Below are 20,796 nucleotides of genomic sequence, written 5' to 3' on the forward strand. Positions count from 1 at the left end.
CCCGGGCGGTGGCCGGGGTCACCGGCCCCTTTCCCGTCTGGCTTAGTTGGTAAACTCAGAGACATACTTCTGCGCCGCCTCATAAATCTCCCGTGGATTCTCGACACCCTGATCCTTAAGCGATTCGAGATAACGGTTGATCATGGGCTGCAGTTCCTCGCGCCAGCGAGCACGCTCCGCGTCGCTCAGCTCGGTGATCTCGTTGCCCTGTGCCTTGACGGCGTCCAGGCCGGCCTGGTCCCACTTGTCCCACCAGTCGCCGAACCTGGCCATCAGCGCGTCGCCGGAGAGGCTGTCGATGCAGCCGCGGACATCCTTGGGCAGCGAGTCATACTTGCGCTGATTCATCACGAAGAAGAAGGAGACCGTGTAGACGCCACCGTCCAGATGGTAGTCCAGCACTTCGTCGAGCCGGAAAGATTTCACCGGGTCCCAGGGGAACACGGTGCCGTCGATCACGCCCTTCTGCAGGCTTTCGTAAACCTGTCCGGGGGGCATGCCCACCGGCTCGGCACCAAGTTCATCAAGCATCATGGAGACGGCCGGGCTGGGGGTGCGGATACGCAGGCCTTCCAGATCCTCCATGGAGGTGACCTTGGTATCGCGGGTATGGATCACGCCACCGTTGTGGGCATGCAGCGCCAGCACCTTCAGGCCCCGGTATTCCGGCTTCAGGTACTCCGGATAAAGCTTCCAGAGGGTGCGGCTGGCGACGCCGGCATCCGCTACCAGGAATGGGATGTCGATGATTGAGGTACGCGGGAAGCGCCCGCGCGGGATACCGGTCAGGCCGTGGGCGATATCGACTACGCCAGCCATCACCTGCTCCTGCTGGCTGGCGACCCCGCCCATCTGCGTGCCGCCGGGGTAGATCTGCACCTCCACCTGACCGTCGGTGCACTGCTTCAGGTCCTCGGCCCAGGGCTCGATGAAGTCGGTGTGGATGCCGTGCACCGGCGGCAGGAAGTGGCTCAGTTTCAGGGTGATCTTCTGCTCGGCGGCGGCCGGCAGCGCCGTCATCGCAGCCAGGGCAACCCCGGCAATCAGGCTTCGTTGGAACATTGGCTTCTCTCCTCGTTGGCTATCTTGGTTTTTGGTTTTATTTTATAGAGCGAGGCTAATCTTGCCCCTCGCCCGCGAGCAACACGCCATCATGCGGTTGCCCTCGCCGCGCTCCTCCCGACTGAGCACCCGATCGCGATGGTCGATGTCCTCACCCGAGGTCACCGTCACCTCACAGGTGCCGCACAGACCTTCCTCGCAGTCGCTGGCCACATCAATACCGGCCGCGCGCAGGGCCTCCAGCAGGGTCTGATCCGGTGCCACCCGCACGGTTAAGCCACTGTCTTCCAGGACCACGTCGAAGGCCTCTTCCTTGCCTGGATCCAGCAAGGCGCCGGCCGCGCCGAAGTGTTCTACGTGCAGCATACCGGCGGGCCAGCCGTCAGTAGCCAGCTCCAGAGCCTCGAGCAGTCGCTCGGGGCCACAGGCGTATATCTGGCGTCCCTCGGACGGCTCGCCAATGGCGGCGTCAATCCGCAGCCTCACACCTTCGTCGCTGGGGTAAAGGTGCAGCCGCTCCCCGTGCTCCGCCGCCAGTCGATCCAGGAATGCCATGGTCCGACGCGAGCGTCCGGCGTAGTGCAGTGTATACGGCTTGCCCAGGCGCTTGAGCCGATCGGCCATGGTAATGATGGGGGTGACGCCGATACCGCCGGCGATGAGGACATATTCCTCGGCGCGCTCGTCCAGGCGGAAGTGGTTCTTGGGCCCGCGGATGCCAATCTCGTCGCCCACCTGCAAACGATCGTGGACGTAAATCGAGCCTCCGCGGCTCGCCGGCTCGCGCAATACCGCGAGCTCCAGTCGCTCGGGATGAGCCGGATCGCCGCACAGGGAATAGTGCCGCCCCATCTCATCCAGCAGCAGCTCGACGTGGGCTCCGGGCGTCCAGTTCGGCAAGGGCCGCCCATGGGGATCTTCCAGGCTCAGGCCGACAATGTCCTTCGCCAGCACGCGCTTGTCCGCCAGACGCACAGTGCGGGCAAGGTCCTTGACCGACGGCGCGCCGATATCGAAGTCCATGCGCGGCTCGCGGGCCTGGTCCGAACGCCGCTCGGGGTTGTTTACCGGATCCCAGCGCACCCGGAGGTGGTCCGGGCCGCGGAAAGAAGTGTTGGGCAGGTAGGTGAACTGCTGATCCGGCACCAGCTCCATGTGGGGCAGCCGACGCGTGAACTCCTCAAGGAAGATCCGCATTTCCATCCGGGCGATGTTCTTGCCCATGCACTGATGACTGCCATAACCGAAGGTCAGGTGTTCCACCGCGTTGTCGCGGTAGAGGTCCAGCTCGTCGGGGTTCTCGAAGTGGCGCTCGTCGTGGTTGCCGGAGGCGGTGACCATCAGAAGCCGCGCGCCCTCCGGAAGCTGCACATCACCAACGGTCACCGGGCGGGTGGTGATGCGCCGCCAGGCGACAACGGATCCGGTATGGCGCAGGCATTCCTCGACGGCATTGGGTATCAGCCGCGGCTTACGGCAGACCTCCTCCCACAACTCACGCTGCTCCAGCAACCGACGGAACATATTGGCCGAGGCGTGTGCGGTGGTCTCGTGGGCAGCGACGATGATGGCCATCATCATCGAGTGCAGATAGCTGTCGGTGACGACCTCCGGGTAGCTCGCCTGCTGGCGAATGGCGTAGCGCATCCAGCCCGGGCCGTCCGGGGTGGCCCGCATCTTCTCCAGCACCTTGCCGGCGTACTGCCAGAAGTTGCCCACGGCATGGGCCACCTTGATCTGTTCGTCTTTGGAGGGCCGGCCCCAGGTATTCACGGTGTGCGCGATGGAGTATTCGCGCAGCTTGTCCATGTCCTCCTCCGGCACACCCAGGAAGTGCAGGGCCACCGTCAGGGGGATCTCCCAGAGCATTTCATCGACCAGGTCCGCTTCACCCTGGTCGATGATTCGGTCCAGAGCCTCCCGGGTAAGACGCCGCACCATCGGCTTGTGCCCTTCCAGGTTCTCCGGCGTGAAGTGCTCCATCAGGACCCGGCGCCGCTCGGTGTGCTGAGGTTCATCCTCGTTCACCAGGGTGCGGTTCATGGCGTAGTCGTAGCCGCGCAGCACGTCCTGCGCCTCCTGGGACACCGGTGTGATTTTCTCCAGGGCTATCGCGGGGGAGAAGGTGATGTTATCGCGGAACGCCGCCTTGATGTCGTCGTAGCGGCTAATCACCCAGTAGTCGAGCTTGGGGCTATAAAATACCGGCGCCTGATCCCGTGACCAGCGCAACGCCTCCGCCGGATCCAGCTGATAGTCGCTGCCAAAGGGGTCGAACTCCGCCGCCTGGTGCGAGACCGGGCAGCCATCAGCGGCGGTTCCAGTGACGGGGCACCCCATGGCGGGATGGTTCTGCTGCTTGTCCGCGCTCTGGCTTGTCACGGCCTCCTCCATATCATTTACAAATAACGCACACATCGTGCATTATTTGAGAATAGAACCGGTTTAGCGGTTCGTCAAACACTGGAGGGAGATACATCGCATGAGTTCCTTGCAGACCTTGTCCCGGGGGCTGACCGCCCTGGAACTGGTGGCCCAAAAGGAAAACGGCCTGGCGATAGCCGAGCTGGCGGAGGCCATGGGCGTGCACCGGGCGATCGTCTATCGGTTGGTCTCGACTCTGGAGGGCCATGGTCTGGTGACCCGGAGCCGCGATGGCCGGATCTGCCTCGGGGGCGGGGTAGTGGCGCTGGCATCACGGGTCGAACCGCAGCTGCGGGCCATGGCCCGCCCCTTGCTGCAGGAGCTGGCCGAACGCACCCAGGCGACGGCGTTTTTGTGCGTCGGTCACGGGGAGGAGTGCGTCGCCATCGAGGTAGCGGAACCGGAGACGCTGTTGCTGCGGGTCTCCTACCGTGTGGGCAGCCGCCATCCGCTCGAGCGGGGCGCAGCGGGCATCGCCGTAGCCGCCCTGCGACCGGAGCGTTCCGAGGATTCCGAAGCGTTGCGCCAGGCCCGGCGCGATGGCTATAGCGTCACCCGGGGGCAGCTTCAGGCCGGGGCCGTCGGCGTGGCCGCGCCGCTGGTGTATCCCGTTGACAGCCACTTCCGCTTCGAAGGCTGCGTCGGTGTGGTGGCGCTGCAGGATCTGGATGTGGAGGCCGCCACTGCGGCGACCGTCGACTGCGCGGGGCGACTGGTAAGACGAATGGAGTAAAGCGGATGCGGTGTGGCGCCATGGCGCTTGCGATCCAGATCCGGTGCCGGGAGGTTTGGGTTGTTGAAATCCCGGTAAGGCTGTGCTTATCTGAGAAATCAAGTTGTTACTGACAACCAAAATCCGAGCCTGGCAGGCGCTCGGTGCGTACCCTGGGGAAGAGTCATGAGCGATTTTGAGTACCAAAGCGGTTTTCGCAATCAATTCGCCACCGAGGCCCTGCCCGGGGCGCTACCCGAGGGGCAGAACGCGCCGCAGCGCTGCCCCTATGGCCTCTATGCCGAGCAGTTCAGTGGCAGCGCCTTCACCGCGCCGCGTAGCCATAACCTGCGCAGCTGGCTATACCGCATCCGCCCCTCAGCCGCGCAGTCGGCCTACCGTCCGTTTGAGGTCGGGCAGTTATCCACGGCGCCGGACTCGGAGGTAGCGGCAGACCCGAACCAGATGCGCTGGGATCCGCTGCCGATGCCGCAGGCGGCCACCAACTTCATCGACGGCCTGTTCACCATGGCCACCAACGGTGACGCCGGCACTCAGATCGGCTGCGGGATTCACCTCTACACGCTCAACGCCGACATGACCGAGAGTTTCTTCTACGATGCCGACGGCGAACTGCTGGTGGTGCCCCAACTGGGCACACTGGTGCTGCGCACCGAACAGGGCCTGCTCGAGGTCGCCCCAGGCGAGATCGCCGTGCTGCCGCGCGGCCTCAAGTTCCAGGTCCGCCGCGCCGCCGGCACCGACGCCGCCCGCGGCTACATCTGCGAGAACTACGCCAGCCCCTTCGAACTGCCCGGGCTGGGCCCAATCGGCGCCAATGGCTTGGCCAACCCTCGCGACTTTCTCACTCCCACGGCCTACTACGAAGATACACAGGGCGAGTTCGAACTCATCGCCAAGTTTGGCGGCAAGCTCTGGGCGGCCGAGCTTGATCACTCGCCGCTGGACGTGGTTGCGTGGCACGGCAACTACGCGCCCTACAAATACGATCTGGCGCGCTTCAACACCATCAACACGGTGAGCTTCGACCACCCGGACCCGTCGATCTTCACCGTCCTGACCTCGCCCTCGGACACCGCAGGCATGGCCAATATCGACTTCGTTATTTTTCCTCCGCGCTGGATGGTGGCCGAGCACACCTTCCGACCGCCCTACTTCCACCGCAACATCATGAGCGAGTATATGGGCCTGATCCACGGGACCTACGATGCCAAGGCCGAAGGCTTCGTGCCCGGGGGCTCCAGCCTGCACAATTGCATGTCGCCCCACGGGCCCGACGCAAATACCTTCGACAAGGCTTCCTCCGAGGAGCTCATGCCGCAATATCAGGGGAATACGCTAGCCTTCATGTTCGAGAGCCGCTACGTTTTCAACCCCACCCCGTCGGCGCTGTCCGCCGGTTTCCGCCAGCACGACTACGTGGATGTGTGGCATGGGCTACACTCGCACTTCAAGCCAGACGCGCACTAAACGACTCAAAGGATTCCGGCTATGAAACTTGCAACACTCAAGACCGATACCCGCGACGGGCAGTTGATCGTGGTCTCCCGGGACCATGCCCGTGCCGCCAGGGTGCCGCAGATCGCCCCGACCTTGCAGGCTGCCATCGAAGATTGGGACACCCTCGCGCCGCGCCTGGAGGAGGTCTACCACGCTCTCAGTGAGGGCAAAGTGGAGGGAGCCTTCGAACTGGACCTCAAAGCCCTGCACTCGCCGCTGCCACGGGCCTACCAGTGGGCCGACGGCTCAGCCTATCTCAATCACGTGCAGCTGGTGCGCCAGGCCCGCGGTGCGGAGATGCCAGAAACCTTCTGGACCGACCCACTCATGTACCAGGGCGCCTCCGATCGTTTCATCGGGCCCTACGACCCGGTGGAAGCCGGCAGTGAGGACTGGGGCATCGATTTCGAAGGCGAGATCGCTGTAGTCACCGATGACGTGCCCATGGGGGTGAGCCCCGAGCAGGCCGCCGGGCACATCAAACTGCTGATGCTGGTCAACGACGTCAGCCTGCGTGGCCTGATCCCAGGCGAGCTGGCCAAGGGCTTCGGCTTCTTCCAGTCCAAGCCGGCCTCCAGCTTCTCGCCGATTGCCGTTACCCCGGACGAGCTGGGCGACGCCTGGCAGGAAGGGCGCGTGCATCTGCCGCTGACGGTACATCTGAACGGTGAGAAGTTCGGTGAGCCCCAGGCCGGACCGGACATGATCTTCAGCTTCCCGGAGTTGGTCGCCCATGCTGCCAAGACCCGCTACCTCGGGGCCGGGGCCATCGTAGGCTCTGGCACGGTGTCTAACCCGGACACCGAGGGCGGCCCGGGCAGACCGGTGGCCGACGGCGGAGTCGGCTACAGCTGCCTGGCGGAGATACGCATGGTGGAAAAGATCCTCCACGGCGAGATCAAGAGCCCGTTCATGCGTTTTGGCGATCGGGTGCGCATCGAGATGTTCGATGGCGAGGGCAAGAGCATCTTCGGCGCCATCGACCAGGAGGTGGTGCGCTACGAGGGGGCGTCATGAAGCTGTACGGCTACTACCGCTCGTCGACCTCCTACCGGGTGCGGATCGCGCTCAATCTCAAGGAGCTGGACTACCGGCAGCAGCCGGTGAACCTGCTCCAGGGCGAGCACCGGGAAGGACCCTACCGGCAACTGAACCCACAGGGCCTGGTGCCTGCCCTGGAGACTGACGAGGGCGAACAGCTAACCCAGTCGCTGGCGATCTGCGAATACCTGGAGGAACGTTACCCCGAGCCGTCGCTGCTGCCAGCGAACGCCGTCGACCGCGCGCGTGTCCGGGCCATTGTAGGCCTGCTGGCGATCGAGATTCATCCGCTCAACAACCTGCGGGTGCTCAAGTATCTTACCGGAGAACTGGGTATCAACGAGGAAACCAAGCTCGGCTGGTATCGCCACTGGATCGCCGAGGGCTTCGATGCGCTGGAGGCAATGCTCGCCGGTGACCCACGCACCGGCCGCTATTGTCACGGCGACCAGCCGGGGCTGGCGGACGCTTGCCTGGTGCCCCAGGTCTACAACGCCGAGCGCTTCGGCTGCGATCTTGAGTCGTATCCCACCATCCGGCGCATCCACGCCGCCTGTAACGAACTGCCAGCCTTCGCTCGTGCCCATCCGGACGCACAACCGGATGCCGGCTAAGGCGCGCGGGATCACGGCGACCCTGCCGCGCGCCGGATTTTCGACCCGCCTCTACCTTGCAGAGGCGGAGTTTGACTAGAGATTACCCGCCTGTTTCAAGCACTCCGCGACGGATCTGGTCTTTCTCGATCGACTCAAAGAGCGCTTTGAAATTCCCTTCGCCGAAACCGTCATCCCCTTTGCGCTGGATAAACTCAAAAAACACCGGGCCTAACTGTGCTTTAGAGAAAATTTGTACCAATAATCGTTTGTTGCCATCAGTTGTACCGTCCAACAACAGGCCCCGGGTCTTAAGCTCTTCGACCGGCTCGCCATGATTCGGCAGACGCTCATCAAGCATCTCGTAATAGGTATCCGGCGGCGGATCCATGAACGGCACCCCCAGGGACTTCAACTTATCCCAGGTGGCAATCAGGTCGTCGCTGAGGAATGCCACATGCTGTATTCCTTCACCCTTGAATTCCAACAGGAACTCTTCGATCTGTCCCGCCCCCCTGGATGACTCCTCATTCAACGGAATACGAATCATACCGTCGGGGGCTGTCATTGCCTTCGAGGTAAGCCCTGTATACTCGCCCTTGATGTCGAAAAACCGCATCTCCCGGAAGTTGAAGAGGCGTTCGTAGAACTCGGCCCAGTGATTCATTCGTCCGCGATACACATTATGCGTGAGGTGATCGATAAGCTTCAGCCCGGCACCTTCAGGGTATCGATCCTCGACCAGATATTCGAAGTCGATATCGTAAATTGACCCCTTGTCACCGTAACGATCGATCAGATAAAGCGGCGCTCCGCCAATTCCTTTAATTGCGGGTAAACGCAATTCCATCGGGCCAGTTGGAATTTCAATAGGCTCGGCTCCGAGTTCAAGGGCCCGGTCATAGGCTTGGTGAGCATCCCGGACACGAAACGCCATGCCACATGCGCAAGGGCCATGTTCCTTGGCAAAATAGGGCACCGGCCCAGTAGTCTCTCGATTGATAATAATGTTGATGCCGTTCTGGCGATAGAGAAGCACATCTTTAGAACGGTGCCGGGCGACTTTAACGAAGCCCATTGACTCAAAAATAGGCTCGAGCACACCCGGGATTGGTGAGGCAAACTCAACGAACTCGAAGCCATCTAGGCCCATCGGATTTTTTAAAAGATCAGTCACTGTGATACCTCCAAAATATTAGATATTTTTGCTATGCCTTAATCGTTAGGAGGCGGCGCGCAGGATACTCCTCGTATACTGCGGGCCAAGTGACTACCCATGATTAGCTTGGGGATCGCAGGAGCTACTGTAGCCGTAGCGTTTCCCTTCCAGCGTTTATCCTGCCGATGGAGATATTCCATAAATTGCAAAAATCTTGTCTGAATTAAGTAATCTCCAAGTTAGTGGATATGCGGGCAAAGTAACAGTTCAATTTCTTCATCCAGGCATTTCCAACCTGGAATTCAATGAACTCCCGAAACACCTCCTTGACCAGCCGACTACCTTCAACCTCTTTCAGGATCTTGACGATCGGCGCTAGGCAACCTCTTGTCCACGCACCCAGGCAGCCCGGACAGTTTCCGAAGCCAACCCGGCCAGAAGCCCGAAAAATGGGTCGGCCCAGACGGTAACCAGTGCTGTTATTGCGATGACAGGCCAGCAGGACGGTTTGGCTGTCCAGAGACGCTTGGACAAGGCAAGCTCAAATGCAGCCAACAACAATAAGGCCCCAAGGCCAGCCGTTGGAATTGTCGCAATAACTGAAAGTCCGCCCGGTATGAACGCGACCATGAGCAAACTTATTCCCAGCAGTATGGGAGCCATACCGGTCCGGGCGCCGAAGCGATAGTGCGCCGCCACGCCACCCGCACCATGACACATAGGTAATGCACCGAACGGCACCATGAATAGATTGGCCAGACCGGTAGTCACCGACAGCCGGGCTGGCGAAACGCGATGCGATTGCTCGCCGAAGTAATCCTCAACCACTAGAGCAGTAAGTACGATGGCATTGGTGAACGTAAGGGCCAATTGGGGTAACACCAGCATGGAAATCGCTTTCTGCCAATCGTCAATGCTCGGTAACTCAGGCAATGAGAGTGCAACCGAATCCACCACAGGAAGTGTGAGTCCCGGTGCCCCCAGCACCGTACCGATTGCTATAGAGCCAAAAAGTCCTATCAGCGCTGCCGGCCAGTTCGGCAACATCTTCAGGGTAAGGACCAGTATCGCCAACGTGAACACGCCCAACGGCAAGGAAGTGGCCATCAACCCCATACTCATGCTGGCCAGCATCAACCCCAGTCCCAATTGAAGGCCGCTTAACACTGATCTTGGTATAAGACGGGCCGCCCAGTTAACCAAGCCGGTTGAGCCAAGCAACAACAATATCGCCCCTATCAGCACGCCAGTGGCGACCAGGCTCTGGGAACTCACCTGGGTAGTAAGCAACAACGCAGTAACAGCCTTCATAGGCTGCACTGGTATCGGCAGACGATAATACAGCCCCGTCGCGATATAGAACGTGGCAAACCCCAGCAGTACGGGTATCGGAGCCAATCCTGCCACCCCGATAGCCCCCAGACCCAGTGGAATCAGGGTACCAATGTCACCCAGCGCCCCGCTGGCATCCTTCATCAATTCTTTTTGGACTGAAGGCATGCAGGCTCCTGATTGATTCGCCGCTTTATTATTGTCTCTCAAGCGTTATACACGACTTGTCCCAGTTCACTGATATCGTAACCACCCAGTGCCTCGGCGCGCTGTACGAAGCGCTCGCTACCGGCAAACGCCAGCAAACGTTGCAGTGCCGGCTCAAAGTAGTGACGCCGGCGCATGGCCAGGTCAAAATGTTCCTGTTGCAGAGGAATAAAAGCCAGCCCCTGACGCCGCGCCGCAGCTTCGATTCCCACGCCTATATCTGCTTCGCCCTGGCGAATGGCCAAAGCGAGATCGTCCTCGCTGAGTGACGGATGAGGGGCCCACGTGAGGTGACTGGTATCGATGCGGTAGCGAGCCAGCAAACTCTGCAGCAAATGGCTGACACCGGCATCGGGCTGGCGATGCGCAACCCGAATACCAGGGCGGGCAATATCCTCAAGTCGCGCGAGTCGATGAGGGTTATCTGAGGCCAGAAGAAGCCCCTGCTGGCGCTTTGCCCACCGAATCAGCACCAGGTCGCGCATCCCGCTCAGCCCTAACGTGGCAGGGTCATTGTAACGCTGGCTTTCAGCGTGCCAGATATGCATCCCGGCGAGCATCGCGCGCCCATCGATTAATCTTTGTACGCCATCACCGCTTCCCTGACACAGTAACGCCAGCTCCGCGCTGCTCTCCTTAACCGCCCACTCCAACAGCGGATCCTGACTACCCGCCAGGACCGGTGGAATCGGCGAGCCGACGGCGTCGTCACCCTCCAGGTGGTTCATCAACCACAGATCTATACGCTGACGCGGAAACAAAAGCTTTCCTGTCACCCGCACACAGGGAATAACACCCTGGCTGACCAGATCGTAGACTTTGCGCTCTTTCAGGCGCAGATACTCGGCGACTTCGGCCGTGGTGAGGTAAGTAGGAAGGGGCATCGGTCTATCCTGCTATCCGTAAAGCAAAAGACTGTTTAAAGCTGCATATTTTTCAGCATGCTGTGCAAAGCGTAGCCATAAACGCCACGATGCTCAATATCAAGGAGACGCAGCCGTGGAAAATAATGCGTTTTATGTAGCGCTGTCGCTACTTTTGAATTTCGACGCCCCGCTCTATCAGATCGTGGCGCTTTCGCTTCAGGTTTCGCTTTTCGCGGTACTGATCGCAGCGGTGCTGGGGTTTCCACTTGGCGCTGCCGTAGCGCTCTGGCGCTTTCGCGGACGCGGCGGAGTGATTGTCGTACTTAATGCGCTGATGGGTCTGCCTCCGGTGGTGGCCGGGCTCGTGGTGTATTTACTGCTCTCTCGTGCCGGTCCACTGGGTGAATGGGGCCTGCTGTTCACGCCGGGTGCCATGGTCATCGCGCAGGTGGTACTGGTGCTTCCAATTCTGGCTGCACTCTCGCGTCAGAAAGTCGAAGAAATGCTGGATGAGTACCGGGATCAGTTCGTCTCACTGGGCATGTCACGGGCACGCATGATGCCCACCCTGTTGTGGGACGCGCGATTTGCCCTGTTAACCGTTCTGCTTGCCGGCTTTGGCCGTGCCAGTGCCGAAGTGGGTGCGGTGATGATGGTGGGCGGCAATATTGCGGGTGTCACACGGGTAATGACAACCTCCATCGTACTGGAAACCGGCAAGGGCAACCTGCCCCTGGCTCTGGGGCTTGGCATTGTGCTGCTGACGCTGGTCATGCTGATTAACGCCGGCGCGTACCTGGTGGGCGAATTTAGCAGGAGGCGAACAGGATGACTTCGATGAATGCGCCGCTACTCGCCTCGTCCGCCCTTCTTTCGCCACCGGCGCTGGGTTTTGATGGCGTCGCCTACAGCCACGAGGAGAGGTTACTGCTGGGACCTTGCTCATTCACTCTGGATGGTATCGGCCCCACGCTGGTGATGGGGCCTAACGGGGCAGGCAAAAGCCTGCTGCTCCGACTGGCCCATGGTTTGCTCTTCCCTACGGAGGGACGGGTAACCTGGTCAAGCGACCGGAAACCCCGCCAGGCGATGGTATTCCAGCAGCCGGTGCTTTTGCGCCGCTCGGCCGTGGCCAATCTCATCCACGCACTGGCGGTGAATAACGTCCCGCGCCGGGAACGTGCGAAGCTCGCGTATGACGCGCTCGAGCGTTTTGGCCTGACCGCCTGCGCCAAAACGCCTGCTCGCGTACTCTCCGGTGGCCAGCAACAGCGCCTGGCCCTGGCGCGCGCCTGGGTGCTGTCTCCCCAGGTGCTGTTTCTGGATGAACCCACATCCGCGCTCGACCCGGCGGCCATTAAAGCCGTGGAGGCTGCGGTGCGGGAGTTTCATCAGCGCGGAACGCGCATCGTAATGACCACCCACGATATCCATCAGGCCAGGCGTCTTGCCGGCGATGTGCTTTTTTTATCCGGGGGAAAGGTCCGCGAACATACCCCTGCTGACGTGTTTTTTGACGCGCCCGTCTCGCCAGAGGCGCAGGCGTTTATTGCTGGAGAACTGGTCGAATAGTCCGACTCTCATCTGCAACAGGAGAAAACAATATGAATAAGACGCTCAACCTGGTACTTGCGGGCGTAACCAGCCTCGGCCTGGCCTTCAGCGCTCACGCTGAGGACTACATAACCCTGGCTTCGACAACCTCCACGGAAAACTCGGGACTGTTCGATTCTATCCTGCCCAAGTTCAAAGCAGACACCGGCATTGACGTTCGGGTAGTGGCCGTGGGCACCGGCCAGGCTTTTGAAATCGCCCGCCGCGGCGATGCCGACAGCCTGCTGGTGCACGACACCGCCGGCGAAAAGCGCTTTGTCGAAAACGGCTACGCCAGCGAGCGGGCCGGTGTGATGTACAACGACTTCGTACTGATTGGCCCTGCCGATGACCCCGCCAATATCAGTGAGGCAGACAGCGCCGCAGAAGCTTTCGCGGCGATTGCCAAGGCAGAAGCGCCATTCGCCTCGCGGGGCGATGATAGCGGCACCAATCGCGCCGAACTGCGCCTCTGGAAAAGCGCCGGCATTGAACCCAGCGGCGACTGGTACCGGGAACTGGGCAGCGGCATGGGCGCTACGCTCAACACCGCGGCGGCCATGGATGCCTACGTAATGTCGGATCGCGCCACCTGGGTGGCCTTTAAAAATCCTCAGAACCTGGAACTGCTCTATTCCGGCGACAAGGCCATGTTCAACCAGTACGGCAGCCTGTTGCTCTCTGAAGAGAAACACCCCGACCTCAAGCATGATCTGGCCAGGCAATGGCACAACTGGCTGATTTCAAAGGATGGTCAACAGGCCATTGCCGACTTCAAGGTTGATGGACAACAGCTGTTTTTCCCTAACGCGAAGTAGGCCGCCCGGGTGAGTGATCACTGACCCCGCCCTGCCTACCCCTGGCAAATTAAAAGACCTCAGCGATGCTGAGGTTTTTTTATTGGCGGCAAGCAGCTGTTTTTCCCGAATGGTAAATAGGCTAATCTCCTCCAATCTCCGTAACTATTAAATTCTCCGGCGTCCCTGAAATGGCTGTAACAACAATGACGATCGACCCCCTGCTTCCCGACCCCAAGGACCCCCGCCTGTCTCGCACAGTCGAGGGCATTGATGAAACCGGCCAGCCGAAATCGATCAGCGTGATTGAAGAGCGCCCCCTGACCATCTACCTGAACAGTCAGGAGATCGTGACGGCCATGACCATCGGGGACCACCCGGAGTATCTGGCGCTTGGCTTTCTCCTGAACCAGGGCATGCTGAAGCCGAGCGACGAGGTCACCAGAATCGATTACGATGAAGAACTGGAAGTCGCGGTGGTCCGTACCGCCGGTGTTACCGATGTCGAGGCCAAGCTGGAGAAGAAAACCCGGACCTCCGGCTGCGCCGTGGGCACCGTGTTTGGTGACATGATGGCGGGGCTGGAAGGTCTGTCGCTGCCGGATACGCCGGTCCACACCAGCACCTTTTACGACCTGTCCTACCAGATCAACCACACGCCCAGCCTGTATATGGAAACCGGCGCCATTCATGGTACTGCCCTGTGCCAGGGCCGCGAAATCCTGGCCTACATGGAAGATGTCGGGCGCCACAACGCAGTCGACAAGATTGCAGGCTGGATGCATTTGAATGCCATCCCGGCGGCCGATAAGGTTCTTTACACCACGGGGCGACTGACCTCTGAAATGGTGATCAAAACGTCCCTGATGGGGATCCCGACCCTGATCAGCCGGTCGGGCTTTACCGCCTGGGGTGTCGATATTGCCCAGCAGGTCGGGTTAACACTGATCGGGCGGATGCGAGGCAAGAAATTCACCTGCCTCAGCGGCCAGCACCGCCTGGTGTTTGACCAGGACCTGTCGCAGGTGCCCGATGAAGACAGGAAAATGCGGCGAAAAGGGGCCGAGCATGACTGAGTGCGCTGTCATTCTGGCGGGTGGCCAGGCAAGCCGCATGGGCGGCGGCGATAAAGGGCGGTTGATGCTGGGCGACCAGTCGCTGATTGAACGGGTCATCGATCGGATCACGCCGCAAGTTGACGCCGTGGTGCTGAACGCCAACGGCGATCCGAGCCGCTTTGATGACCTTGGTTTGCCCGTGGTGGCAGACTCTATCGGAGATTTTCCGGGCCCGCTGGCCGGTATACTCGCGGGCATGGACTGGGCAGCCGAACAGGGCCATGAATGGCTGATCAGTGTTGCTGCCGACACCCCGTCGTTCCCTCTGGACCTGGTCGAACGATTGTCCGGATACGATACCCCGGTGGTGCTGGCGGCCACGCCGGATCCCGAGCGCGGCCGACTGCCCCAGCCAACCTTTGGCCGCTGGCAGGTCGCCTTGCGGCATGATCTGCGAGCCGCCCTGAGCGATGGCGTCCGCAAGATTCGCCAGTGGACACAGGCCCAGGGGGAAACGCTGGTGGTTTTTGATGAGGGCGACTTTTTCAACATTAATACGCCAGAGGACCTGGCCTGGGCGGAGCAGCATCTGACGTGAATGTTATAGGTATTGTGGGCTGGAAAAATTCAGGCAAGACGACTCTGGCCAGCGCATTGATTCGTGAGTTATGCAACAGAGGGTTAACCGTCAACTCGATCAAGCATGCCCACCACATGGTGGATGTGGATCAGCCCGGGACCGACAGCTACAAACACCGGGATGCCGGCGCCAGGGAAGTCATCCTGGCCGGCGGTCAGCGCTTTGCCATCATGCACGAACTGAGGGGCGCCCAAGAGCCGACACTGGATGAGTTGCTGGCCCGGCTGGGGCCCTGCGACTGGGTCGTGGTGGAAGGGTTCAAAACACACCCGCATCCCAAAATCGAGGTGCACAGGCGGGACAGTTCGCGGTCGCCCCTGTATCTGGAAGATGCCAGCATTGTTGCTGTGGCAGCGGATTACGCTGCCGACTTCACGGGCGCCGTTTTCGACCTGAACGATGTACCCGCCATCGCTGACTTTATTCTGAGCCGTGAAAAACCAGGAACGGAAGATCAATGAAACCGCTTCGTAACGACTGTTTTGCCCTGCCCCCCGGCGTGAATTGGACGCCGGTAGAAGAGGCGTTGGAGCGGTTGCGTTCACGCTTGCACCCTGTGGTGGGCGTAGAGCACTCCGTTCCCCTGTCACAGTTGAATGGCAGGATCCTGGCGAGCGATGTTTATGCGCCTCGCGCTCATCCCCCAAGTAACAATTCCGCAGTCGATGGCTATGCGTTTGCAGGGCCTTTAACCGAGGTGCCCTGCGCCCTGCCCCTGGTTGATGGCCGCAGTGCCGCCGGTGAGCCGTACATGGGGCATGTCCCTGAGGGCCATGCTATCCGGATCCTGACCGGCGCGGTGATCCCGGCAGGCACTGATACGGTGGTCCTGGAAGAGGACTGCGAGGTCGTGGATGGTCACCTACATTTGAACGGCACGTTAAAAGCGGGAGCCAATTCACGAAAAGCCGGCGAGGACATCAAGGCCCAGGACAGGATCCTGACTGCCGGAACCCGGCTTAGCCCTACTCAAATATCCGTACTTGCCAGCGTGGGCGTGGAATCCGTCGACATTTATCAGCGGCTGCGGGTCGGGGTTCTTTCTACCGGTGATGAGGTAAAACCAGTTGGAGCCACAGTCACCGACTGGCAAATCTATGATGCCAACCGTCCGATGCTCAGTGCCCTGGTCGCGCAACTTGGTTACGAGCTGGTGGACCTTGGCCATGTGCTTGACCGGGCCGAAGAGGTCAAAGCAGCGCTGGAGCGGGGAGCGGAACAATGCGATCTGATCCTGACCAGCGGAGGTGTTTCTGCTGGCGACGAAGACCACGTCTCGAAAACGCTGAAAGCACACGGTGACATCAGCAACTGGCGCATCGCGATCAAGCCGGGCCGACCCCTGGCGCTCGCCATGTTTCAGGGGACCCCCGTGGTCGGTTTGCCAGGAAACCCGGTTGCCGCCTGGGTTTGCGCACTGCGCTTTGGCGCGCCGGCAATGGCGCTGCTGGCCGGTGCTGAATGGTTCGAACCCCAGAGCTTTGTTGTGCCCGCTAATTTTTCGAAGAACAAGAAGCCGGGGCGCAGCGAGATGTTGCGCGCCCGGGTCCGTGATGGGCAGGTTGAAGTATTCGGCTCTGAAGGCTCGGGGCGGGTTACCGGTCTGGCCTGGTCCGAGGGTATGGTGGAGCTGGATGAGAGCGCACAGCAGATAGAACCGGGAACCCCCGTGCGGTTTATCCCCTACGGCAGCTTCGGGTTGTAATCAGTCGACGCTGCCATGCACCGCAAACGCCTCCAGTGAGGCATCCTGCGGGGCCCGGGAGCGATAGGTTTCCTCAACACCCAGCTCGGTCAGCGTACGGCTGACCATCAGCAGGGTGTTGTCCTCGAAATCCTCACACATGTTGCGCATCTGGTCGATCTCTTCACAGGCAACCGGATAGGCGGCGTCAATATTCGGCGCGCCATAATGGTCAACAAACGTCTGTGCCAGGGTACGGCGCACCTGCTCGAGTTCCGGCTCGGTGATGTTGCACACACCAACGAAACTGGCTCGCCCGCCTGACTCAATGCTGTACCAGCCATTAGTGAACGCCTGGCGGGCTTTCCCCTTCAGGTCTGCTTCGTTCCAGTTGGAAAACTCGAAGCCACCGGAAATCGCCCATTCGCCGCTGGGCGCAGGCTTTTCAAATACGTTTTCGTCCGATATGTCCAATTGCAGGGTTCGGGCCAGCTTCATACGTGCTCCGCGAATTCAATCAAACTCAACGTCTCGGTCATCACATCCTGACGCAACAGCATTCGGCCCTTTTCATCCAGACCAACAAAGATGCCCGGCCGGGGCCGTTCGATCATCTTGCCCAGCGTGTCACAGCGGGGCCGCCACTCGTTGTGCACCCGCTCGAAGCCACTGTCCATATAGTAGGTCAGCCACAACAACGTGTGCTTGGACCAGCTTTCCAACAATGCCATGGGCGAAATATCGACACAGCCTTCCTCGTACAGACAGGTTTCGTTCGGATTTTCTCCCGGCTGGTCAGTCATCGGGATGAAAGGCACCTCAATGCCAATGACCAGCCAATTGGGATACGCCTTCGGGTCAGAAACATCCGCTGCGAAACGAACGCTGCCGCAGATGGCGCCGTTGACCTTGATGCGATCAGGCCACTGGAAATGCACAGGCACTTCCGGTGGAGCCAGGGCGCCCAGACTCTCGGCCAGGCCTATCTGCGCAACATAGACAGCCTGAATGGCCTCTTCCAGGGGCGTTTCCGGCGCCAGTACCAGGGCGGCATGCAAGGTGTCGCTCGCCTCGGAGTAGAACACCGTGCCCGAGTCGACACCCGCGATGGCCCGGCTGACAGCCTTGTCAAAAGGGTCCGTGTGCCTGGGCACCACTTCTCCGGTCAGTAACGGCGGGAATTGGGGTGACTCGATCATTGGATGGCCCGGGCGTAGACGTCAGAGGCAACAATTTCGTCGGCGATGCGCTGGAAGGCCTGCGCCTGCGGGCTGTCCGGCTTTGACACCACGATCGGGACCCCGCCGTCCGAACCGATACGGATATCCAGATCCAGCGGGATCTCACCCAGGAAGGGCGCGCCAAGCTTCTCGGCCTCCGCCCTGGCGCCGCCGTGGCCGAAGGGATGGTGCTCTTTACCGCAACCATCGCAGATGAAAGAGGCCATGTTTTCGATCAAACCGAACAGCGGCACATCCATCCGCTTGAACATATCAATACCCTTGCGGGCATCCATCAGGGCGATGTCCTGGGGCGTCGAGACGATGACCGCTCCTGCAACGAAGAACTTCTGGCTCAGGGTCATCTGGACATCGCCCGTGCCCGGCGGCAGATCCACCAGCAGCACATCCAGCCGGCCCCATTCCACCTGGTTCATCATCTGTTGCAGGGCGCCCATCAGCATGGGTCCGCGCCAGACAATGGCCTCATCCTCCGGCGCCATCAGGCCCAGGGACATGAGTGTTACGCCGTGATTCCGCAAAGGCAGGATGGTACTGCCATCCGGGCTCGACGGACGACCGGAAACACCCAGCATGCGGGGCTGACTGGGGCCGTAGACATCGGCATCCAGCAGGCCGACCTTGAGGCCTTTCGAGGCCAGGGCAACGGCCAGGTTCGACGACACGGTGGACTTGCCAACACCACCCTTGCCCGAGGCGATGGCGATGATCCTATCAACGCCCCTGGGGTTTTTGTCCTGAGGCCGGGGGGCATCAGTTCCAATCAGGTTCGGCTTTTTCCCTACTTCGGTGTACTCAACCATGGTGTGTCCTGTTGTTTTCAGCTATCCAGATAATCGTCACTGGTGCGGACCCGGGGGCGGTCGCCGCCGGCCATGGGCGCGGTGTCCCCATGGAACTGGGACTTGACCCGGCAGTCGTCACACATCTTGATGAGCTGCACGTTATCAGAGTTCTTGTACATCCAGTGCTGGTTTTCCAGTTTCTCGACAATTCGGTTAATGGTGCTGGCAACGCCAAATGGCGTTCCGCACTTGATGCACTCGAACGGCTCTTCACCATGCAATGCCCGGGCACTCAATGCCGCCTTGGACACATCCAGTTGAGGCTTCAGGGTGATGGCGGTCTCAGGGCATGTGCTGTCGCAGATGCCGCACTGGACACAGGCGTTTTCCGTGAACTGGACCTCCGGTCGGTCCGGATGATCACCAAGGGCGCCGGTCGGGCATAGTGATACACAAGCCAGACAGAGCGTGCATTTATCGGAATCGATTTCGATGGCGCCATAAGGTGCGCCAGCAGGGAGTGGAATCGGCTCTTCGATCTTGTCCGACATGGCGGCGACCGTTACCCGCGTGATGTCCCGGCGACCACCGACCAGCAAGACCGGATCGCTCACACGTCCGGCGTTGTCACCGGCATCGCAGAGTTCGATGGCGGAAATCACCCGCACCCGGCTCGGCGAGTTATGGGCACCTTTGAGCAGGGCCTGGGCCAGCTCGACTTCCGAGGTCACCGCCCGGCGGTCTATCTCGTTGTCGGCAAGGATCAGCACTTCGGCGTAGCCGGCGCCGAAGGCGGCCATGATCTCGGCGTGACCAATCCGGTCTACGTGCTCCAGAGCCATCGGAATCAGATCGTCCGCCAAGCCATCGTCGTACCGGGCCAGATTGGCGATGGCTTCAGTACCCGCCCCCAGAGTGTGGAAAACCAGACGAGGAGATTCATGGGTATGCTCACGATAGACCTTGGCCATGACCTCCACGGCCTTGGTCAGGGCCTCGAACGGGGTTTCGTTCATGGTTACGGCAGAGGTGGGACAGACCGCGGCACAGGAGCCGCAGCCGGCGCAAATATCCGAATCAATCTGGACATGGTCCCCAAAGGAAAAAATGGCCTCGGTGGGGCAGACATCCAGGCAGCGGGTACAGCCGGGTTTGTTCGCCCGGGAGTGCGCGCACAGGGATTCTTCCAGCCTGAAATACACGGTTTTCTCAAACTCGCCCACCCGCTCCCGGGCGGTCAGGGCAATACGCTCCAGCTCGCCGGTCTTCTTCGGGTCAGCCCAGAAATAGCCGTTGCGTTTTTCGTGGCTGGGAAATGCCGGGGCGCCGCCCCGAAGGTCGATAAATACATCGCACTCACTGCGGGCGGTGGGCTTGGCCGCCTCATAACCCAGCTCACCCCGACCGGCCGGATGCAGGGCCTGGAGGTGGGCGAATTCCAGCTTGAAGTTGCCCAGCGCCCCGTAGGCCCCCGTCAGTTGTCCTTTGGACACATCGTATGCGGCCGACGGCAACTGTATGGGGCCGGCATCATTCACAATACAGGTGACCCCCAGCTCGTCCTGCACCAGCTCCGCCATCCTTATGGCCGGCTCGGTAGGGCCGACGATGCAGCACACCCCGCTGGACTGAATGGTTTTCGCCGGCGCTATGGGTGCGGGCAGCTGAGCCGCAGCAATCAGGGCTGCCTGCTTGGCGTGCAGGCGCTCGGGCTTCGCGTTCGGAGCACTCCAGCCGGCGCGATCCCGTATATCAATGGTTTGCAGCGGCGCGGAATGCTGAATCTCGGAATAAACGTCCTCGGCGAGGCGCTCGAACAAAGCGGCCTGCTGGCCGCAGGCAATGAGCACGTCGTTACTGGCGCCCAGATGCTCGGCGGCAATACCCATTTCCATGCCGCAAAGCTGATCGACCGCGATCACCTGCTCGGCCGCGGCGGCTTTTTTCAGCGCCTCGGGATTGAAAGACTGTGATTTGTCACAGCTACATAACAGAAGGGTCTTGTATGCCGTCATCAGGAGTTTGACTCTTTCGTTGTTTTTGTACGTATACGTAACTGTATCGCTTTTCGAGCATGCCAC

20 protein-coding genes are annotated in these 20,796 nt (G+C 60.6%); 11 read left to right on the forward strand and 9 right to left on the reverse strand.

What is annotated here, in order from left to right; genetic code table 11:
- Positions 1–42 precede the first annotated feature (42 nt).
- Positions 43–1,062, reverse strand: coding sequence for a TRAP transporter substrate-binding protein (locus CLH62_RS08970; RefSeq protein ID WP_099617826.1), 1,020 nt, complete (start codon positions 1,060–1,062; stop codon positions 43–45).
- Between the two features lie 42 nt (positions 1,063–1,104).
- Positions 1,105–3,444, reverse strand: coding sequence for a cytochrome P450/oxidoreductase (locus tag CLH62_RS08975; protein ID WP_211285717.1), 2,340 nt, complete (start codon positions 3,442–3,444; stop codon positions 1,105–1,107).
- A gap of 100 nt (positions 3,445–3,544) precedes the next feature.
- Between CLH62_RS08975 and CLH62_RS08980 the strand changes: the two genes are divergently transcribed.
- From CLH62_RS08980 to maiA, 4 genes are all read left to right on the forward strand, one after another.
- Positions 3,545–4,219: an IclR family transcriptional regulator gene (locus CLH62_RS08980; RefSeq protein ID WP_099617828.1), complete on the forward strand. Its 675-nt coding sequence runs from the start codon at positions 3,545–3,547 to the stop codon at positions 4,217–4,219.
- 165 nt (positions 4,220–4,384) lie between these two features.
- Positions 4,385–5,689 carry a homogentisate 1,2-dioxygenase gene (hmgA, locus tag CLH62_RS08985; RefSeq protein ID WP_099617829.1) on the forward strand — a complete coding sequence of 435 codons (1,305 nt, stop codon included), beginning with the start codon at positions 4,385–4,387 and terminating at the stop codon, positions 5,687–5,689.
- A 21-nt stretch (positions 5,690–5,710) separates the two neighbouring features.
- Complete coding sequence (locus CLH62_RS08990) at positions 5,711–6,736, forward strand: fumarylacetoacetate hydrolase family protein (protein ID WP_099617830.1); 1,026 nt, start codon at positions 5,711–5,713, stop codon at positions 6,734–6,736.
- Complete coding sequence (gene maiA, locus CLH62_RS08995) at positions 6,733–7,374, forward strand: maleylacetoacetate isomerase (RefSeq protein WP_099617831.1); 642 nt, start codon at positions 6,733–6,735, stop codon at positions 7,372–7,374. Before CLH62_RS08990 ends, maiA begins: the two co-directional genes overlap by 4 nt.
- 82 nt (positions 7,375–7,456) lie before the next feature.
- Here the strand turns inward: maiA and hppD are convergent, their stop codons facing one another.
- From hppD to CLH62_RS09010, 3 genes are all read right to left on the reverse strand, one after another.
- A complete protein-coding gene (hppD, locus tag CLH62_RS09000) occupies positions 7,457–8,530 on the reverse strand; it encodes a 4-hydroxyphenylpyruvate dioxygenase (protein ID WP_099617832.1) in 1,074 nt (357 codons plus the stop codon).
- A 357-nt stretch (positions 8,531–8,887) separates the two neighbouring features.
- Positions 8,888–10,012, reverse strand: a complete 1,125-nt coding sequence (locus tag CLH62_RS09005; protein ID WP_099617833.1) for a molybdate transporter family protein — start codon at positions 10,010–10,012, stop codon at positions 8,888–8,890.
- A 38-nt stretch (positions 10,013–10,050) separates the two neighbouring features.
- Entirely contained in the window at positions 10,051–10,935 is an 885-nt protein-coding gene (locus CLH62_RS09010; protein WP_099617834.1) for a helix-turn-helix transcriptional regulator, read from the reverse strand.
- A gap of 115 nt (positions 10,936–11,050) precedes the next feature.
- Here CLH62_RS09010 and CLH62_RS09015 point away from each other — a divergent pair, with 115 nt between their 5' ends.
- From CLH62_RS09015 to CLH62_RS09045, 7 genes are all read left to right on the forward strand, one after another.
- Positions 11,051–11,749: an ABC transporter permease gene (locus tag CLH62_RS09015; RefSeq protein ID WP_099617835.1), complete on the forward strand. Its 699-nt coding sequence runs from the start codon at positions 11,051–11,053 to the stop codon at positions 11,747–11,749.
- Positions 11,746–12,489, forward strand: coding sequence for an ATP-binding cassette domain-containing protein (locus CLH62_RS09020; RefSeq protein ID WP_099617836.1), 744 nt, complete (start codon positions 11,746–11,748; stop codon positions 12,487–12,489). The genes CLH62_RS09015 and CLH62_RS09020 overlap by 4 nt, the downstream gene beginning before the upstream one ends.
- A gap of 32 nt (positions 12,490–12,521) precedes the next feature.
- Positions 12,522–13,328 (forward strand): ABC transporter substrate-binding protein, encoded by an 807-nt coding sequence (locus tag CLH62_RS09025; RefSeq protein ID WP_099617837.1) that lies wholly within the window; start codon positions 12,522–12,524, stop codon positions 13,326–13,328.
- A 170-nt stretch (positions 13,329–13,498) separates the two neighbouring features.
- Complete coding sequence (locus CLH62_RS09030) at positions 13,499–14,383, forward strand: formate dehydrogenase accessory sulfurtransferase FdhD (RefSeq protein WP_228152813.1); 885 nt, start codon at positions 13,499–13,501, stop codon at positions 14,381–14,383.
- Positions 14,376–14,963, forward strand: a complete 588-nt coding sequence (gene mobA, locus CLH62_RS09035; RefSeq protein WP_099617838.1) for a molybdenum cofactor guanylyltransferase MobA — start codon at positions 14,376–14,378, stop codon at positions 14,961–14,963. Before CLH62_RS09030 ends, mobA begins: the two co-directional genes overlap by 8 nt.
- Positions 14,960–15,466 carry a molybdopterin-guanine dinucleotide biosynthesis protein B gene (gene mobB / locus CLH62_RS09040; protein ID WP_099617839.1) on the forward strand — a complete coding sequence of 169 codons (507 nt, stop codon included), beginning with the start codon at positions 14,960–14,962 and terminating at the stop codon, positions 15,464–15,466. Before mobA ends, mobB begins: the two co-directional genes overlap by 4 nt.
- Positions 15,463–16,710, forward strand: coding sequence for a molybdopterin-binding protein (locus tag CLH62_RS09045; RefSeq protein ID WP_099617840.1), 1,248 nt, complete (start codon positions 15,463–15,465; stop codon positions 16,708–16,710). Before mobB ends, CLH62_RS09045 begins: the two co-directional genes overlap by 4 nt.
- On the opposite strand, the gene CLH62_RS09050 is transcribed toward CLH62_RS09045, so the two are convergent.
- The 4 genes from CLH62_RS09050 to CLH62_RS09065 are packed head-to-tail and all read right to left on the reverse strand — an operon-like array spanning position 16,711 to position 20,730.
- The gene (locus tag CLH62_RS09050; RefSeq protein WP_099617841.1) at positions 16,711–17,187 is read right to left on the reverse strand and encodes a DUF6505 family protein; all 477 of its coding nucleotides are present in this window, start codon (positions 17,185–17,187) and stop codon (positions 16,711–16,713) included.
- Positions 17,184–17,888 (reverse strand): biotin/lipoate--protein ligase family protein, encoded by a 705-nt coding sequence (locus CLH62_RS09055; RefSeq protein WP_099617842.1) that lies wholly within the window; start codon positions 17,886–17,888, stop codon positions 17,184–17,186. Before CLH62_RS09055 ends, CLH62_RS09050 begins: the two co-directional genes overlap by 4 nt.
- The gene (locus CLH62_RS09060) at positions 17,885–18,733 is read right to left on the reverse strand and encodes an Mrp/NBP35 family ATP-binding protein (RefSeq protein WP_099617843.1); all 849 of its coding nucleotides are present in this window, start codon (positions 18,731–18,733) and stop codon (positions 17,885–17,887) included. The genes CLH62_RS09055 and CLH62_RS09060 overlap by 4 nt, the downstream gene beginning before the upstream one ends.
- Before the next feature lie 17 nt (positions 18,734–18,750).
- On the reverse strand, positions 18,751–20,730 hold the full coding sequence (locus tag CLH62_RS09065) for a 4Fe-4S binding protein (RefSeq protein WP_099617844.1): 1,980 nt from the start codon (positions 20,728–20,730) through the stop codon (positions 18,751–18,753).
- Positions 20,731–20,796: the final 66 nt, after the last annotated feature.

Source organism: Marinobacter guineae (assembly GCF_002744735.1).
Taxonomy (GTDB): Bacteria; Pseudomonadota; Gammaproteobacteria; order Pseudomonadales; family Oleiphilaceae; genus Marinobacter; species Marinobacter guineae.

Excerpts from the sequence above, each read along its gene's own strand:
- CLH62_RS08970 (WP_099617826.1), bottom strand. The coding sequence starts at position 1,062 with ATGTTCCAACGAAGCCTGATTGCCGGGGTTGCCCTGGCTGCGATGACG.
- CLH62_RS08980 (WP_099617828.1), top strand. The coding sequence starts at position 3,545 with ATGAGTTCCTTGCAGACCTTGTCCCGGGGGCTGACCGCCCTGGAACTG.
- hmgA (WP_099617829.1), top strand. The coding sequence starts at position 4,385 with ATGAGCGATTTTGAGTACCAAAGCGGTTTTCGCAATCAATTCGCCACC.
- CLH62_RS08990 (WP_099617830.1), top strand. The coding sequence starts at position 5,711 with ATGAAACTTGCAACACTCAAGACCGATACCCGCGACGGGCAGTTGATC.
- maiA (WP_099617831.1), top strand. The coding sequence starts at position 6,733 with ATGAAGCTGTACGGCTACTACCGCTCGTCGACCTCCTACCGGGTGCGG.
- CLH62_RS09005 (WP_099617833.1), bottom strand. The coding sequence starts at position 10,012 with ATGCCTTCAGTCCAAAAAGAATTGATGAAGGATGCCAGCGGGGCGCTG.
- CLH62_RS09010 (WP_099617834.1), bottom strand. The coding sequence starts at position 10,935 with ATGCCCCTTCCTACTTACCTCACCACGGCCGAAGTCGCCGAGTATCTG.
- CLH62_RS09020 (WP_099617836.1), top strand. The coding sequence starts at position 11,746 with ATGACTTCGATGAATGCGCCGCTACTCGCCTCGTCCGCCCTTCTTTCG.
- CLH62_RS09025 (WP_099617837.1), top strand. The coding sequence starts at position 12,522 with ATGAATAAGACGCTCAACCTGGTACTTGCGGGCGTAACCAGCCTCGGC.
- CLH62_RS09030 (WP_228152813.1), top strand. The coding sequence starts at position 13,499 with ATGGCTGTAACAACAATGACGATCGACCCCCTGCTTCCCGACCCCAAG.
- mobA (WP_099617838.1), top strand. The coding sequence starts at position 14,376 with ATGACTGAGTGCGCTGTCATTCTGGCGGGTGGCCAGGCAAGCCGCATG.
- CLH62_RS09045 (WP_099617840.1), top strand. The coding sequence starts at position 15,463 with ATGAAACCGCTTCGTAACGACTGTTTTGCCCTGCCCCCCGGCGTGAAT.
- CLH62_RS09050 (WP_099617841.1), bottom strand. The coding sequence starts at position 17,187 with ATGAAGCTGGCCCGAACCCTGCAATTGGACATATCGGACGAAAACGTA.
- CLH62_RS09055 (WP_099617842.1), bottom strand. The coding sequence starts at position 17,888 with ATGATCGAGTCACCCCAATTCCCGCCGTTACTGACCGGAGAAGTGGTG.
- CLH62_RS09060 (WP_099617843.1), bottom strand. The coding sequence starts at position 18,733 with ATGGTTGAGTACACCGAAGTAGGGAAAAAGCCGAACCTGATTGGAACT.
- CLH62_RS09065 (WP_099617844.1), bottom strand. The coding sequence starts at position 20,730 with ATGACGGCATACAAGACCCTTCTGTTATGTAGCTGTGACAAATCACAG.